Origin of the sequence: Acinetobacter sp. AOR14_HL (assembly GCF_027855175.1) — a bacterium.
Taxonomy (GTDB): domain Bacteria; phylum Pseudomonadota; class Gammaproteobacteria; order Pseudomonadales; family Moraxellaceae; genus Acinetobacter; species Acinetobacter calcoaceticus.
The window spans coordinates 130067-146964 of sequence record NZ_JAKTII010000012.1; the positions used below are offsets into that span (position 1 = coordinate 130067).

Annotated in this window: 17 protein-coding genes; 7 read left to right on the top strand and 10 right to left on the bottom strand. The window is 38.9% G+C overall.

The window, feature by feature from the left end; translation table 11 throughout:
• Positions 1-30: 30 nt before the first annotated feature.
• The 6 genes from rutF to rutD all read right to left on the bottom strand — a co-directional run bounded on the left by rutF (position 31) and on the right by rutD (position 4734).
• Complete coding sequence (gene rutF, locus MKL38_RS13245; RefSeq protein WP_209831965.1) at positions 31-591, bottom strand: NADH-dependent FMN reductase RutF; 561 nt, start codon at positions 589-591, stop codon at positions 31-33.
• 96 nt (positions 592-687) lie between these two features.
• Entirely contained in the window at positions 688-1071 is a 384-nt protein-coding gene (gene rutC, locus MKL38_RS13250) for a pyrimidine utilization protein C (RefSeq protein ID WP_270903482.1), read from the bottom strand.
• 46 nt (positions 1072-1117) lie between these two features.
• Positions 1118-1870, bottom strand: coding sequence for a pyrimidine utilization protein B (gene rutB, locus MKL38_RS13255; protein WP_270903483.1), 753 nt, complete (start codon positions 1868-1870; stop codon positions 1118-1120).
• Complete coding sequence (gene rutA, locus MKL38_RS13260; RefSeq protein ID WP_270903484.1) at positions 1867-2985, bottom strand: pyrimidine utilization protein A; 1119 nt, start codon at positions 2983-2985, stop codon at positions 1867-1869. The genes rutB and rutA overlap by 4 nt, the downstream gene beginning before the upstream one ends.
• Positions 2986-3343: 358 nt before the next feature.
• On the bottom strand, positions 3344-3931 hold the full coding sequence (locus MKL38_RS13265) for a malonic semialdehyde reductase (RefSeq protein WP_270903485.1): 588 nt from the start codon (positions 3929-3931) through the stop codon (positions 3344-3346).
• Entirely contained in the window at positions 3928-4734 is an 807-nt protein-coding gene (rutD, locus tag MKL38_RS13270) for a pyrimidine utilization protein D (RefSeq protein ID WP_270903486.1), read from the bottom strand. Before rutD ends, MKL38_RS13265 begins: the two co-directional genes overlap by 4 nt.
• A gap of 174 nt (positions 4735-4908) precedes the next feature.
• Here rutD and MKL38_RS13275 point away from each other — a divergent pair, with 174 nt between their 5' ends.
• The 3 genes from MKL38_RS13275 to MKL38_RS13285 all read left to right on the top strand — a co-directional run bounded on the left by MKL38_RS13275 (position 4909) and on the right by MKL38_RS13285 (position 6254).
• Positions 4909-5265 carry a DUF488 domain-containing protein gene (locus tag MKL38_RS13275; protein WP_270903487.1) on the top strand — a complete coding sequence of 119 codons (357 nt, stop codon included), beginning with the start codon at positions 4909-4911 and terminating at the stop codon, positions 5263-5265.
• A 91-nt stretch (positions 5266-5356) separates the two neighbouring features.
• A complete protein-coding gene (locus tag MKL38_RS13280; RefSeq protein WP_005036305.1) occupies positions 5357-5701 on the top strand; it encodes a zinc ribbon domain-containing protein YjdM in 345 nt (114 codons plus the stop codon).
• A 211-nt stretch (positions 5702-5912) separates the two neighbouring features.
• A complete protein-coding gene (locus MKL38_RS13285) occupies positions 5913-6254 on the top strand; it encodes a YegP family protein (protein ID WP_270903488.1) in 342 nt (113 codons plus the stop codon).
• 54 nt (positions 6255-6308) lie between these two features.
• On the opposite strand, the gene MKL38_RS13290 is transcribed toward MKL38_RS13285, so the two are convergent.
• The 4 genes from MKL38_RS13290 to MKL38_RS13305 form a co-directional block, all read right to left on the bottom strand.
• Positions 6309-8024, bottom strand: coding sequence for a proline--tRNA ligase (locus MKL38_RS13290; protein WP_270903489.1), 1716 nt, complete (start codon positions 8022-8024; stop codon positions 6309-6311).
• A 58-nt stretch (positions 8025-8082) separates the two neighbouring features.
• On the bottom strand, positions 8083-11181 hold the full coding sequence (locus MKL38_RS13295) for an efflux RND transporter permease subunit (protein ID WP_270903490.1): 3099 nt from the start codon (positions 11179-11181) through the stop codon (positions 8083-8085).
• 15 nt (positions 11182-11196) lie between these two features.
• Positions 11197-12306, bottom strand: coding sequence for an efflux RND transporter periplasmic adaptor subunit (locus MKL38_RS13300; RefSeq protein WP_270903551.1), 1110 nt, complete (start codon positions 12304-12306; stop codon positions 11197-11199).
• Positions 12307-12374: 68 nt separating this feature from the next.
• Positions 12375-13010 (bottom strand): hypothetical protein, encoded by a 636-nt coding sequence (locus MKL38_RS13305; RefSeq protein ID WP_270903491.1) that lies wholly within the window; start codon positions 13008-13010, stop codon positions 12375-12377.
• A 285-nt stretch (positions 13011-13295) separates the two neighbouring features.
• On the opposite strand from MKL38_RS13305, the gene pilG reads away from it, so the two are divergent.
• From pilG to MKL38_RS13325, 4 genes are read left to right on the top strand one after another with little or no spacing between them, the layout of a single operon-like run.
• Positions 13296-13679, top strand: coding sequence for a twitching motility response regulator PilG (gene pilG / locus MKL38_RS13310; RefSeq protein ID WP_000389061.1), 384 nt, complete (start codon positions 13296-13298; stop codon positions 13677-13679).
• Between the two features lie 23 nt (positions 13680-13702).
• A complete protein-coding gene (locus MKL38_RS13315; RefSeq protein WP_003655288.1) occupies positions 13703-14065 on the top strand; it encodes a response regulator in 363 nt (120 codons plus the stop codon).
• 59 nt (positions 14066-14124) lie between these two features.
• Entirely contained in the window at positions 14125-14661 is a 537-nt protein-coding gene (locus MKL38_RS13320; RefSeq protein ID WP_003655289.1) for a chemotaxis protein CheW, read from the top strand.
• Between the two features lie 42 nt (positions 14662-14703).
• Positions 14704-16785: a methyl-accepting chemotaxis protein gene (locus MKL38_RS13325; RefSeq protein ID WP_270903492.1), complete on the top strand. Its 2082-nt coding sequence runs from the start codon at positions 14704-14706 to the stop codon at positions 16783-16785.
• Positions 16786-16898 lie beyond the last annotated feature (113 nt).

The window sequence follows — 16898 nt, forward strand, 5'->3', positions numbered from 1 at the left end:
AACAGATCCTCTTTTTCATTTTTATCTGCATTAGCATGCTATTTGTAATTCGCAATAACTGCGGTTGAAGTACATAAGTGCATTAAGCCCACTTTGATGTTTCATTGCTTTGACTGCACAAAATAAGACATCATGACTACCGATACTCATGCTTTGTACAATTTCACAATCAAATGACACCAAGGCCTCATTCAAAATCGGAGAACCAGTGATTAGCTTGCTCCATTCCCCCTGAGCAAAGCGTTCTGGCATTGGCGTTTTCCCGCCAAATATTGTAGATAGCGTACTTTGATGGGCAGCTAAAGTATTGACGCAAAGCACCTCATTTTGTTTAAAAGTATTAAAAACTGATGCTGAGCGGTTGAGACAAACCAATAGTGTCGGTGGTGTATCGGTTACGCTGCATACAGCGGATGCTGTGAAACCTGCTTGTCCCGCAGGCCCATCCGTCGTGATGACATTCACTGCTGCTCCAAGATTTGCCATGCCTTGTCTAAAAGTGTGCTGATCTACTTCTAGGTGTGTGGAACATGGATGAGTCTGTTGAACAACGGATGGAGTTAAAACCTGTTTCTCTTCTCTTTTTTGCATGATTGCTCTCCAACCCCAATGCATGATCTTTACAATGAATCGAGGCTAAAACATCACATCAGTTACGATGCTGAAGGTTTTTATCAGTGACATCGCTTATCCCACATGGGCAATCGATGCAATCTCAATTAAAGCATCGGGTTTTACCAAGCCGCACTGGATACAAAAGCGAGCAGGTTTGTCACCCGGAAAGTATTCGGCATATACCGTATTCACTGCGGTATAGTCCGCCCAATCTTTAATGAAAATGGAATTGAACGTTACGTCATCCATGGTGCCACCTGCTGTTTCAATCACATTTTTGATTGTTTCTAAAATATGGCGGGTCTGTCCTGCAGCATCACCAATACAAACCACATTATTATTTTCATCAAAAGCCAATGTGCCTGAGACATACACAATATTGTCCGCTTTGGTTGCAGGAACATAGGGTGCAAGTGGTGCCGATGTTCCTTCAGGGATAACAACTTGTTTAGACATAAAATGCTCCAAATCAAAAAATTTTAGATAAAATTAAATGTATGAATTAGGCAGATTGCTGTAGCAATGTTGATGCCGAACTAAAGGTTTCAATGAAACTATTGGTGTCAGATACCCAGCCAAAAAAAGTTTTAATGTTATATAGCGCTGCGTCGTGAGCTTCTTGAGGTCCGGCTTGATAGCAAGCATCTTTAAGTGCAACACCGAAATATTCCAAAAAGAAACCATCACGTAAGGTCGACTCGACACAGACGTTGGTGGCAATACCAACGAAGACTAAATTACGAATGCCACGAGCACGTAAAATGCTGTCGAGCGCCGTGTTAAAGAAACCGCTATAACGTGGCTTTTCAATAATGATGTCTTGTGAAAGTGGTTGTAACTCATCAATTAAAGCAAAGTCCCAACCACCTTTAGATAAAAGTTGGCCTTGTAACTCAGGCTGTTTACGCATGGTTTTTAAAGCATTGGATTTATGAAAATTTGGTGAACCTAAACCACCAGCTTCGACGTAGTTTTTATCCCAACCATTTTGAAAATAGATGACCTGAATCCCTGCACTATGTGCAGCATCGATCGCCTTTTTAATATTTTCGACTACAGGCTTAGTCTTTGAGACATCAAAACCTGCTAAATCTAAATACCCACCTAAAGAGGTGTAAGCATTTTGCATATCAATGACAACAAGCGCAGTTTGTTCTGCTGCTAGTTGAATATGTTCAGGTTCGGCTTTTAATACTTTGCCTGTACCAATCTGTGCCGTGAATTCTGCACATACAATATTAGACATTTCATTCATGCGCTTTTCTCCAAAACAGTTGGTTCGGCTTGCTTTGTCAGTTCGGTAACGACACTTTCACGACATTTCATGAGCGGTTGAATGCGTTGACCAAAATCTTCTACGCCTTGTACAAAGTCATCAAAGGTCAACAAAATTCCCTCTGTCCCTTTAATCTCGGAAATTTGATCAAGCATTTTTGCGACATTTTTAAAAGAGCCAACGATGGTGCCCATATTGATATTGACGGGAGAAACGCTAGAGGCCATGTGGCGAATATTGGTATCAGTGCCAGACACTTTATCTTTTGCACCTTGGTCTTGTAGCCAACGAATAGCATCCATATCCGCACCATCGTTATAGTGTTGCCACTTCTGCATTGCAGCGTCATCTGTTTCGGCAGCAATTACCATAAACAACACATAGGTCTGTACATTGCGTCCAGTTTTGTCGGTTTGAGCTTTTAAGCGATCATTAATTTCGGCATAGGCTGTCGGTGTGTTTAAACCTTTTCCGAAAACAAAGTTGTAGTCAGCATATTTTGCGGAAAAAGCTAAACCTGCATCAGACTGTCCTGCACAGATAATTTTCATATCAGCTTGAGGCTGTGGTTTGACCTGACAATCATTCATCTGGAAGAACTCGCCTTTTAGGTCTGATTTTCCAGTTGCCCAAAGTTCACGTAAAACTTCGACATATTCAGATAAGTAGTCATAGCGCTTAGCAAAATATTCATCGCCAGGCCACATACCCATTTGGGAATATTCAGGCATTTGCCATCCGGTCACGACGTTTAGTCCAAACCGACCGTTAGAAATCGAATCTATGGTCGATGCCATACGTGCCACAATTGCAGGAGGCATGACTAATGTTGCAGCGGTTGCATAAATTTGGATTTTACTGGTGACAGCGGCGAGACCTGCCATGAGGGTAAATGTTTCAAGGTTATAGTCCCAAAACTCAGTTTTCCCGCCAAAACCACGCAACTTAATCATGGAAAGGGCAAAGTCAAAACCGTAGTGTTCAGCACGCTGTACAATTTGTTTGTTTAATTCAAAGGTAGGTTTATATTGCGGTGCATTTTCTGAAAGCAGCCAGCCATTATTTCCAATTGGACAAAAAACGCCGATCTTCATCTTGATTCCCCATCGTGAGTTTAGGAAGTCGAACTGAAAGCTATAAAAGATATAATTTTCAGTGTTTGTTTGTATTTTTAATAATGCATAGCGCGTGCCAACTTTAATATTTATATATTTATCAATGTATTGAGTTTATTGTTTGGTATAATTTTTATCAAATGGTAAAAAATAATGCAATTATGCACCAAGGAGGAACTAACTTGCTTCATTGTGCATCATTTGATCAATTTTACTTTTGGAGTGTGCATTACATCCAATGTTTTAAAACAGCAGAATGAAAAAGGCGACATTGAAGTCGCCGTGTAGAACTAAGGTATTTCTCTTTTGAGATTGAAGAGGGGGGTATGTACTTAATTCATTCTACCCGACAAGCCTCTTCAAAATTTAAACGGGGAAGGCGAGTATAAACTTTTTGAGGGTCGCCATAGCCGATGTTAATGATGAGATTAATATGATGATTTGTGCCTGAAAAAAATAGCTCATCAACTTGTTTCGCATCAAAACCAGACATTGGACCCGTATCTAAACCTAAACTACGACATGCCATAATTAAATATGCAGCTTGTAATGAACTATTACGAAAAGCAGTTTCATGTGCTACGGCTTCACTTGATGTAAACCATGATTTTGCATCGGCATAAGGAAATAGTTCTGGCAGTTTGTCATAAAATCTTGCATCGGTTGCAACCAAAACAGTGACAGGAGCTGTCATCGTCTTTTCTACATTGCCAGACGACAATGCTGGCTTGAGTTTTTGTTTAGCTTCAGGTGTTGTTAAAAAGACAAAACGAGCAGGACTACAGTTGGCAGAAGTCGGCGCCATTTTGACCAGATCATAAATTTGTTGAATTTGCTCAGGGCTGACCGCTCTATCTAACCACGTGCTGTGGGTTCTAGCTTCTAAAAAGAGTTGATCTAAAATATTTAATGTTTTTGCATTCATGATACGGCCTTAATGCTATGGAAAAATTGAATGAACGTTTGATTTAGTCGTTGAGATTCGGTCACTGTGGAAGCATGTGCACCAGAAGGCAAAATATTGATGTGAGCATGATCAAGTTGAGTAAACAGATCGTGTGATTTATGTACTGGAACTAAAAAATCATCTTGATTAGCAACGATATGAATAGCGGTGTCTTGCAATGCCTGTACGTGTTCTGCTTGTAATTGAAAATCCATCAACGCTTTGAGTCGGGCAAATACATTTGTCTTAGGTGGAAAGTTTTGGAGTTGAATATCTTCGGTATTTTTAATGTGACTATGATTCTGAGAAATCCACGCTGGAGGATACAAAAACAATGCCTGTGCACGCACATAGGCTTCAGCGCCTGCTGATGCTAACAATGCGATACGGGCATCAAAACATTTTTGCGTATGGGCATCTAGCTCATCCCATGCATTAATCAGTGTCAGGCTGAGCATGGTAATTGAGCTGGATTGTAGTTGCTTTGCGAGTTCCATTCCGATGATGCCACCCAAAGCATGCCCGATCATATGGAATTCATGAATTTGAAGATGTTCTAATAAGTGTAGTACTTGATTTGCCATGTCACACATATGGTAGTGTGCAGATAATAAAGCACTGTCTTGGTGACAACCTTCTTGGTCATAAGTCACGATGTTGAAATGTGCACTTAACGATTCGAGTTGTGGACTCCAAAAACTAGCATGACCCCCTAACCCAGATGACAAAATCAAATAAGGAGCATCTTCTTGAGATGAACATGGATAAATACAATATTTCATTTTTTACCATTTGATAAAATAATGAAAAATTCAAAAGCAATTTATATGCCTGAATTAATGAATAATGGCAAATTTAGACAATATTTAGAGCAAAAGATTTAAATTGTACAGGTAGGCAAATCAATGTGATGATTAAGCCAATACTATTTAGATTAAGCTGAGTAGGTGTCAGAAATGGATATACACATTAAAAGAATTTATGAAAATGCTGATCCTGATGATGGAAAGCGTATTTTAGTTGATCGTCTATGGAGTAGGGGAATTAGCAAAGAAAATGCTCATTTAGATTTATGGCTAAAAGAAGTGGCTCCTTCAACTGAACTTCGAAAATGGTTCCATGCAGCAACACCAGATCATTGGGAAGAATTTAAACAGCGTTATTTAGAAGAACTTGAGACCAATCCAGCAGTGAAAGAATTACACGAGATCGCATCGAAGCATAAAGTCACGCTCTTATATTCAGCAAAAGATGTTGAAAATAACCATGCAATTATTTTGAAGGAATATTTATTAAGCAAAAACTTAAAATGAATGTATAAAATTTTTTTTGGTAAAAGTGTTTTATTTAAAACTTTAAAAAATGAGTCATATCTCGCATAATATACTTTTTGAGATTTTTTTCATGTCTTTGCCAAATTGCCCAAAATGCCAATCAGAATATACTTACCAAGATGGCGACTTATTGATTTGTCCTGAATGCTCAAATGAGTGGAAAGAAGGAGATGCTTTAGCAACTGAAGAACAAGAAATTATTAAAGATGCTAATGGAAATATTTTAGCCGATGGCGACAGTGTGACTGTAGTTAAAGACTTAAAAATTAAAGGCTCATCTTCAGTGGTAAAAGTAGGCACGAAAGTAAAAACGATTCGTTTAGTTCCAGATGCAAGTGACGGTCACAATATCGATTGTAAAATTGATGGTATTGGTCAGATGAAATTAAAATCTGAATTTGTAAAAAAAGCTTAAACTGTTAATTATTGTTACATTTCAGCAGAGATATATGTCTATATCTCTGCTTTTTAAATTCCTAACATCATTATAATTTTATTACGAAAAAGTATAAAAAATGGGCTGTTCAAAGAATGATTGCCCATTTATATTGTCATAAATAACAAATAACTTTCGTCCAGAATAATAACGAAAGTCATACCCACACCAACAAAAAAATGAGGTTTTTATGGCAGGATGGTACGAAATTTCACAAGCGAGTGATGGTCAATACCGCTTTATCTTAAAGGCAGGAAATGGTGAACCTATTTTAAATAGTGAGCTATATAAGGCAAAAGCCTCTGCTGTAAATGGTATTGAATCAATTCAAAAAAACAGTGGTGATGACGCGCGATATGAGCGTTTAACTGCAAAAAATGGAAAGCCTTATTTCAATTTAAAAGCTGCAAATCATCAGATTATTGGAACAAGTCAGTTCTATGCGAGTGAAGCCTCACGAGATAAAGGAATTGAGTCTGTTAAAACCAATGGTTCATCAACGACCATCAAAGACTTAACAGTTCAGGTATAAAAACTAAGTTAAAAAAAGCAGCTTCTAAAAGCTGCTTTTTTATTTATGTATTTATTAACGCGTTAACTTAGCTAAAAGTTCTTCTTTAGTTAAATTACTCGCTTCAGCATCTCGGCGGCCTTTATATTCAAAAGTACCCGCATCAAGACCTTTTTCACCAATCACAATACGGTGTGGAATACCCATCAATTCAAGGTCAGAGAATTTAACACCCGGACGTTCGTTACGGTCATCAAGTAATACATCAAAACCTTGTGCCTGAAGCTCTGCATAAAGAGCTTCTGCTGCTTCAAGAGTACGTGGAGATTTGTGCGCATTCATTGGAACAATTGCAATTTCAAAAGGTGCAATGGCTTGTGGCCAGATAATGCCTTTGTCATCGTAATTTTGTTCAATTGCAGCTGCAACTACACGTGTTACACCAATACCGTAGCATCCCATGGTTACTGTAAATGGTTTGCCATCTTCACCTAAAACTTTACAGCCTAAAGCTTCAGAGTATTTAGTACCAAGCTGGAAAATATGGCCTACTTCAATACCACGTTTAATTTGTAGTGTACCTTTGCCATCTGGAGATGGATCGCCTTCAACTACATTACGCAAATCGAAAACTTCGGTAATTTGTGCATCACGCTCCCAGTTTACACCTACAGCATGTTTGTCAGCTTCATTTGCACCAGCAACGAAGTCTGAAAGAACAGATGCAGCGCGGTCAACAATCACGGTTAAGCCTTTTTCGACTAAACCTTGTGGACCTGTAAAGCCAGCAGTTAAACCAAATGCTTGAAGTTGTTCTTCAGTTGCAAAAGTAAGAGGTGCAGCCACTAAAGGATGCTTCTCGGCTTTAATTTCATTAAGTTCGTGGTCACCACGTACAAATAGAGCAACGACAGGAACCTGACCTTTTTCGTCAGCAACGCCTTGAACCAATAATGCTTTAACAGATTGCTTAGGATCAGCATTTAAGAACTGACATACATCATCAATCGTTTTCTGATCTGGTGTTTCAACCAATTTTAGTTCTTGAGTAGGGGCTGCACGTTCACCCACTAAAACAGCCTCAGCCATTTCAACGTTTGCTGCATAATCAGATTCAGTTGAAAATGCGATGTCATCTTCACCACTTGAAGCCAAAACGTGAAACTCATGTGAAGCTGAACCACCAATTGAACCTGTATCTGCTTGTACTGGGCGGAAGTCTAAGCCTAAGCGAGTGAAAATACGGCTGTATGTGTCGTACATCACGTCATAAGTTTCTTGTAACGACTCTTGAGTTGCATGGAAAGAATAAGCATCTTTCATGATGAACTCACGTGAACGCATTACCCCAAAACGTGGGCGAATTTCATCACGGAATTTGGTTTGAATTTGATAGAAATTTACAGGAAGCTGCTTATAACTTTTGAGTTCGTTACGCGCCATATCCGTAATAACTTCTTCATGCGTTGGTCCAAGTACAAATGGGTTCGCATGGCGATCTTTAAAGCGTAATAATTCAGGACCGTATTGTTCGTAGCGACCTGATTCTTCCCAAAGACTTGCGGGTTGAGTCACGGGCATGAATACTTCCATTGCACCTGAACGGTTCATTTCTTCACGAACAATTGCATCTACTTTTTTGAGCACACGTGTTCCCATCGGCAGCCATGTATATAAACCAGATGCCAATTTACGAATCATCCCCGCACGTAACATGAGCTGGTGTGAAATCACTTCAGCATCATTTGGGGTTTCTCTCAACGTTGCAAATAAAAAGCGGCTTGCGCGCATGGAAAAAGTCCTAAAAGTTAAGCGTTATAAAAACGCAGATTATACGATAATCGCTGCATTATGACATGAATCGTCGAGTTTGACGCAGCATAAAGTTTTTCAAGTCATCTAGATAAGTGAAAATGACGGGTACAACCACAAGAGTCAATAGGGTAGAGGTAATCACTCCCCCAATCACAGCGTGAGCCATTGGTGCGCTTTGCTCACCGCCTTCGCCAAGACCTAAAGCTAAAGGAACCATCCCCATCACCATGGCGCTTGTGGTCATTAAAATTGGGCGTAAACGGGTTTTGCCAGCTTGTAAAATAGCATCATAACGGCTGACACCCTGATCCATCGCTTTCTTAATAAAATCGATAAGCAAAATAGCGTTTTTAGTGACAAGCCCCATAAGCATGATAATGCCAATAATCGAAAACAGGTTCAGTGTGCTTTGGAACAAGAAGAGGGCAAGGAATACGCCAATTAGTGATAATGGTAAAGAGGCCATAATCGCAGCAGGATGGATAAAGCTATTAAATTGAGAACCTAAAACAATATAGATAAATACAATCGATAGGGTAATTGCTGTTAATGCATATCCGGCAGATTCTGCCATATCGGCATTGGCACCTTGAGTGTCAAATGTATAGCCCGCAGGTAGCTTAAACGCCTTTTGCATTTTATCGATGTCTTGACCAATGTCGCCGCTAGGTCGTCCTGAGGTATTTGCCTCAATCAGTACTTCACGCTCAAGATCACGTCGGTTAATTTGTGAAGCGCCAAGTTTTTCTTCGGTTGTTGCAACTGCGCTAAGTGGAACTAAAATGTTTTGCCCATTGGCATTGGTTTTATTTGAGTTGAGATATAGGTTCTGAACATCTTGCGGAAGCATACGTTTATTTTCGTTTAAACGAACATTAACGTCATAGTTTTCACCATCCCGATCTTCCCAAGTTGTCACATTATCACCAGCAATTAATGGACGAATCGCATTGGCAATTTGTGAAACTGATAGGCCTAAATCACTTGCCAGTACACGATTAATATGAACACCCAGAGTTGGTTTTGGTTCTTTCAAAGAACTTTCTAAATCAACTACACCTTTAATTTTTTCCATTTCAGCGATAAAACGATCTGAAATTTTTTGTAGTTCATTTAAGTCTGTCCCTTTAATAGAAATCATGATTGGCTTTTGCCCACCCGAAACAGAATCTTGTGCTGCGGCAACAGACGTAACTCGAATGCCCGCTACAGTTTGCAAACGATCACGGAATTCATTATTGAGCGCATTAAGATCCTTGTTTCGCTGTTGTTTCGGCTTTAAGGTAACCCCCAAACCGGCGCGATTTTTACCAGAATCAACCCCACTATTGACAACACCATAAGTTGAAACGACATCTGGAAATTGCCTGATAATTTGGTCAACCTGATGGAGTTTTGCTTGGGTATATTCTAAAGAAGCGTCTACAGGAGTTTCGAACTGAATCCGAATTTCGCCTTTATCTGGAGTAGGTACAAATTCAGTTCCAATGAGTTTAGAAAGTCCTAATGCAGCAAATAATGAAGCGATTGCAATAATGACCGTAATGAAACGGAAACGTAGGGCTAACTTTAATAGCCTTTCATAAACATGACTAAGTCGATCTAGTAAATTAGAAATATGGTCAAAAAACCGTTGTAGCCAATTATCTTTTTTCTTGACCGGATCTTTCCAGTGAGCAGAAAGCATTGGATCGAGCGTAAAGCTAATAAACATTGAAATTAGAACAGCGGTACTCACTGTTACACCAAACTGATAAAAGAAACGTCCAATCAATCCGCCCATAAAGGCAACAGGTAAAAAGACGGCCACAATAGTCAGCGTAGTTGCGAGTACAGCCAAACCAATTTCTTTTGTCCCTTCAAGGGCAGCTGTGACATGATCTTTGCCAAGTTCTGTATGTCTTACAATATTTTCCCGAACGACAATCGCATCATCAATTAATAGACCAATACTGAGTGATAGGGCTAACAGCGTCATCATGTTAATGCTAAACCCAAAAGCCCAGATAAAAGTTAGGGTTCCAAGAAGGGTAATGGGTAAGGTTAAACCTGTGATGACGGTAGAGCGGAAAGAGCCTAAAAATAATAAAACAATTAAAACTGCTAACGCGGCACCTTCAATAATGGTACGGGCAACATCTTTAATTGAAGCGCGAATGCCTTTAGAGCTATCAGCTACAACTTTATAATTTAAACCCGCAGGCATCTGAGCTTTTAACTTCTCTAAAGTTTGATAAGTTTTGTCGACGACTTGAATTACATTGGCATCGGAACTTTTTAAAATATCAATAGAGACAGCCGTTTTACCATTATAAAAAGCGCTTGATTGTAGTTCTGCTTGAGTGTCTTCAACAGTTGCGACTTGTTTTAAGAAAATCGGTGAACCATTTTTATTGGCAATCACCAAATCGCCAAATGCAAGGGGATGAATAACTTTTGATTGAATCTGTACAACCAGTTCAGAGTTCTTTTGTTGTAAGGTTCCTGCCGGAACTTCAATATTTTCATTTTTTAACGTATTAATGACCTGATCAATGCCAATGCCGTAACTTTGCAATTGCTCAGGAAGAATTTTTATTCGTATTTGTCGTTTGGCATCCCCCAATAAATTCACATTACCGACACCAGACACGGTTTTGAGTTGAGGCACGATCCGTTTATCGACATATGAACTCAATTGAGCCAAATTCATGCTAGTAGATTCAAATACGACTGACATAATTGGACTAGATGAAGGGTCGTAGCGCTGTACAATTGGTGTATCAATTTCATCACGAAACTGTGCTGCGACGGGAGCAATTTTGTCTCGAACATCTTGTGCTGCAATGGCTGAAGATGTATCAAGGTTAAACTCTGCAACGACCATTGAAAAACCTTCACTTGAACGTGAGGTAATTTGCTTAATGCCTGAAATCGTATTGATTTGATCTTCGAGTTTTTTAGTAATATCTGATTCGACCGCTTCAGGTGAAGCACCAGCATATTCTGTAGTCACTACGACGAATGGGAAATCTATATTTGGAAACTCTTCAACGGTCATCCGTTTCCAAGAAGCTAACCCGAGTACCATTAAGCTGATCATCATCATAATAGTAAAAACGGGGTATTTCACACTGATTCGAGTAAACCACATACGCTATTTGCTACCTTATTTATTTTTGTCGTTTGTAACCGTCACTTTTTTATTAATGTCGGAATCTTCAAATTGAATACGGCTTACCAGATCTGTGCTTTGCAAGCCACCAACCAAAGCAATATTGTCGTTATAGCGCTGTTCAATCACTCGAATTTTAACTTTTTGGATGGTGTGATTACGTACCACCCATACAAAAGGATCATGTTGCATATTTTGAATGCTGTCTAAAGGAATCGTTTGGCCTTGATTGGTATCACTACGAAGAATATTTCCATTAATGAAAGCCCCTATACTTAACGAATCAATTTTTTCTTTAGGAACTGCAAAAAAATCGATTTGTCGACTGTCTTGATCTGCAACAGGTGAAATACGAGTAAGCGTTGCGTTTAATTGTTTAGAATTTCCCTGAATCTGATATTGAATACTGTTACCTACTTTAAGAGCAGACTGTTGCTCAATTGGTAACTTGGCCTGTATTTCAAGTTGGTCTGGATTTACGATTTCAAATAGCGTTTGTCCAACCGATACAGTCTGACCAGGTTCTACTTGTCGTTTAGTAATCACACCTGAAATTGGACTGGTAATAATTCCGTCTTGATCAGCCTTTCGAGCAATATCAACATTCGCTTGTTGAGCTTTTACACTTTCAAGTTGGCCTTTGTAGTCAACCTGACTCTGTTCAAACTCGACACGAGCAATAAACCCTTGATTAAACAGTCTTTGCTTTCGGTTCATTAAATTGCGTGCAAGTTCAGCTTGTGATTGAGCTGATGCAAGGTTGGCGCGCGCTTGCGCTAATCGTGCAACATTGTCCTGATTGTTCAATCTCACTAAAACTTGGCCTTTTTGTACCTGTTGGCCAACATTTGTAGTTACAGTGGTCGCCGTGGCGCTCACTTGAGCCTGAATTGAACTTTGCTGAACCGCACGAATCGTTCCGGTAAAAGCAGTTTGAGAGTCAAGTGCTCCCTCTTTAACTGCAATCAGGTCTTGAGGAATGAGTTCAATTTTTGCTGGAGCTGATGCCGTTGTTTTAGTTGTTTCTTGCTGATTACATGCAGCTAAAATCAAACATAAACTAATAATACTCAGTTTAAAAATAGTAGAAGGGGTGAGATGCATTTTGTGCATATAGCATCATCCTATAATTCAAATTTTATTTTGCCCCTATTCTTGATAAACCTTTACAGTTATTCAAGCTTTTTTAAACGTTCGATAATATTTTCATACTCGCTGTTGGTACGTTTGTAGGTCTTGGAAAGTGTTTCAAGTGTTTGTTTGACTCTGTAAATATTATTTAGATTGTTTTCAATCAAAGTCTTATGTCGCTCAGGAATGACTTCTCGCTTTCTGAAATATTCCATTTCTTGACGCTTAAATAAAATTTTGTCTTGTTGTAACTGGTCGAGTTGTTCCTCTTGATAGTTAATTTGCTTCTTTATAGCAAGTAATGCTTGATCTCTTTTAAGCATGGCTGTCTTGCTATTGCTATAGGCATTTTTTAATTTAATATCTAGTTCTCTATGCCGTGCCGACAGTGCTCGTTGACTTGATTGATTTAAATCAGCCTGCGCATTATAAGAATGGTTTCTTTTAATCACTTGCATATTTTGATCTAGAACTTCATAACCATAACGGATATGAGCAGGAGTGACAGATGTACTGATATTGGCCGTACCGTGTTGATCATAATATCGATACCAGACTACTTTAGAAGTATCCGCTAGAGCCAAGGTCGTTGAAAAACAGAGCGAACCGAAGGAAATAATGCCTATAGATAAAGACAAGCAGTTCCTATAAAAGGCATATTTCATCCGATTATTCATTGAATATCCCCAAAAAAGAAAGCTAAATTGCTTATTTTTAAATAATTAATCTTTAATATATTAGTTATTATTTAGCTGAATAAAAATATAGTCATTATAAAAAAAATGATAATTTCAATTAAAGTGTGATGAGGTTAAAAGTTATTGTTTATAAATGAGAAAGTAGACAAAAATGCCTCATTGAAAATAGACCGTGAGATATGTTAAAAATGCTTATAAATGCGTAAAAACAAATTTAAGTTAAATTGCATTTATATTTTATATTTATTGGGGATGGAAGATTAAATGGAAGATGCATTCCAAAATCTGAAAGTAATGGTAATTGATGACTCAAAAACCATTCGCCGTACAGCCGAAACTTTATTACAGCGAGAAGGCTGTGAAGTGATTACTGCGGTGGATGGATTTGAAGCTTTGTCCAAAATTGCAGAAGCAAATCCAGATATTGTTTTTGTCGATATCATGATGCCTCGTTTAGATGGTTATCAAACTTGCGCTTTGATTAAAAACTCTCAAAATTATCAGAACATTCCCGTTATCATGCTCTCTAGTAAAGATGGTTTATTTGATCAGGCAAAAGGGCGTGTGGTAGGTTCAGATGAATACTTGACGAAACCTTTTAGCAAAGATGAATTGTTAAACGCGATTCGTAATCACGTAAGTTCATAATTAAGTAATTTAAGGGCAAAGAAATGACACGTATTCTCATTGTTGATGATTCACCAACAGAAACTTTTCGTTTTAAAGAAATTCTAACCAAGCATGGTTATGACGTACTTGAAGCATCTAATGGTGCAGATGGTGTAACTTTGGCAAAAGCAGAACAGCCTGACTTAGTGTTAATGGATGTTGTCATGCCAGGTGTAAATGGCTTTCAGGCAACCCGCCAGATTACCCGTGATGAAGACACTAAGCATATTCCTGTGGTAATCGTGAGTACTAAAGATCAGGCAACTGACCGAGTATGGGGCAAACGTCAGGGTGCACTCGACTACCTGATTAAGCCGATTGAAGAAAAGCAATTGATTGATGTAATTAAACAATTTCTAAAGTAACTCATCCATCCATAAAAACATAAATAGCGGGGTTATATGCCCGTTTTATAGGATCGAGTATGGCAGCGAATGGATTTATCGAGTTACTTCGTTTGTCTAAACGGGGTAATAAGAATTACGCTTCAGTTCAAAATGAAGCACAGCGATGGTCAGGGATTGCTTTTGAAATGAGAGGGCAATACTTCGTCGCACCACTTGGGGAAGTGTCAGAAGTTATCTATCCACCGAAATATACGCCAGTTCCAAATGCTCAAAGTTGGGTGAAGGGTTTGGCGAACATTCGGGGACGGTTACTTTCGGTTTCTGATTTGGCTCATTTTATTTCAGGGCAACGAAGTACATTTTCGTCTGCCCAAAAAGTGTTATGTATTAGCCATCACGACCAGTATGTGGGGTTGGTTGTGGATCAGGTCTTGGGGATTCAGCACTTTAATAAAAAAAGTTTTTTTTCTCAAAGCTTAGACTTAGAGGAAAATCTAAAAGAATATTGCCAAGGTTATTTTCACCAACATAACCAGCATTGGCATGTCTTTTTATTTAGTCGTTTATTGCAAAACCCACATTACATGAATGCATCGACAAAATTTATAAACTAATTTTTACGCTGTGAAAAACAGAGTATTTTCTGGGGAGAAGCTATGGGCTTTAAGCTTAAAAAGAAAGGCGGCAATCGTGTTGCGCCCGAAAAATCGGGTCTCAATTTTATTGCAAAAATCCAGTCGGGAATTGAGCAATACGCCAGTTTATTTGGGGAAAGTAAAAAGTCCAAGCCTATCCTTTATGTAGCGTTGTTATGTTTAGTATTTGCTTTAATTTCGCTCGTTTATTTATTTTATAGTGTACCTCGACATAACCAATTAACACGTAGTTTGGGTGAGTTACGCTTATTGTCACAAACTATTTCTAGACAGGCTACGGAAGCAACGGCTTCTGGATCACCTAAAGCTATGAAAGACTTAGTTGAGTCACGTCAACTTTTTGCTAAAAATATAAAAAATGTTGAAAATATTTATGGTACATCTTCAAAAGAATACCAAAAGGTAGCGGTTCTGTGGAAAGCTTTGTCTTATGACGTTGACTTGATCTCGTCACAGCAGGGCGTAATTAATCAGTTATATAATATGAATATCTCGATTAGTGACTCTATTCCTGAGATTCAAGCTGAATATAACTTGATGGTTGATAAGATGGTCCGCGAAAAAGTATCGAGTAATCAGGTAGTCATTGCTAAAAACCAGGTATTTATTGCGGAACGTATTTTACGTTCTATTAACTCCGTTTTCATTGCTACAGAGAATTCTGAAAACTCAGCGCATGACTTTGGTGTCGATATTGATACTTTTGGTGTGTACTTAAATGCACAGCTAAACGGCAATGCAGAACTGGGTGTTGCTAGAGTTGAGTCCCCGGAAGTACGTGAATCTTTAGAAGGCATTAAGTCTGAGTATGATCAAGTTTTAAAATCTGCAGCGACATCAGTTCTTAAACATACAAATCAAATTGTAAACGTACGTCAGTCATCGGGTGAGATCTTCTCGCAATCTGATGAAATGTTATCTGCATTGGGTAATCTTTCTGAGCAAACACAGTATGGTTGGAAAGCCTTTGCTTTAGTTGCGCTTCTTACATTATCACTTATTGGTTTAATTAGCTCAGTCTTAAAGCTTTTATCACTTCGTAGTAAAGCGGATAAACAACGTGTAGCTACCTTGCAAGAAGAATATGACCGTAACCAAAACGCGATTTTACGTTTACTAGATGAAATTGCCGACTTGGCAGATGGTGACTTGCGCTCATATGCAACGGTATCTGAGGACTTTACTGGAGCGATTGCCGACTCGATTAACTTCGCGATTGACCAATTACGTGATCTTGTATCCCGAATTCATGAAACTTCTCAGGAAGTTGCCCGCTATACGCATGATACACAAAATATTACTAACCAGTTGGCAGAAGCATCAGAGCATCAGGCACAAGAAATTGCTGGCGCATCAACCGCAATGAATGAAATGGCGCAATCAATTGACCAAGTATCTTCAAATGCATCTGAATCTACCGAAGTAGCGGAACGTTCGGTACAAATTGCTTCTAATGGAGCACAAGTAGTAAACCGTTCAATTGAAGGTATGGACACGATTCGTGAACAGATTCAGGAAACCTCTAAACGTATTAAGCGTTTGGGTGAGTCTTCACAAGAAATTGGTAACATCGTATCGTTAATTAATGACATTGCGGACCAAACAAACATTCTTGCACTAAATGCAGCAATTCAAGCATCTATGGCAGGTGAAGCAGGACGTGGTTTTGCCGTGGTTGCAGACGAAGTACAGCGTCTTGCAGAACGTTCTGCATCGGCAACTAAACAGATCGAAACTCTGGTTAAAACAATTCAGACCGATACGAATGAAGCTGTTATTTCAATGGAACAAACAACCACTGAGGTTGTGCGCGGAGCGAACTTGGCAAAAGATGCAGGTATTGCCTTGGACGAGATTCAAAAAGTATCTGGTGACTTGGCAAACTTGATGGCCAACATTTCTGATGCAGCAAAACTTCAGTCTGCATCTGCGAGTCACATTGCGACAACCATGACCGTCGTACAAGAAATTACTTCGCAAACGACAACTGCAACATTCGATACAGCACGTTCTGTTTCTGAATTAGCAAATATGGCAGAGTCATTACGTGAATCGGTAACGGACTTTAAATTACCTGATTAAATTGGGGACGAGGATAGCTGTTTCTATACTAGCTATTCTTCTAAAAAGTATTAACAACACCAGATAAGTATTGGGGACACAGCTATTTATCTGGTGTTGACTCTGTCGTTTTT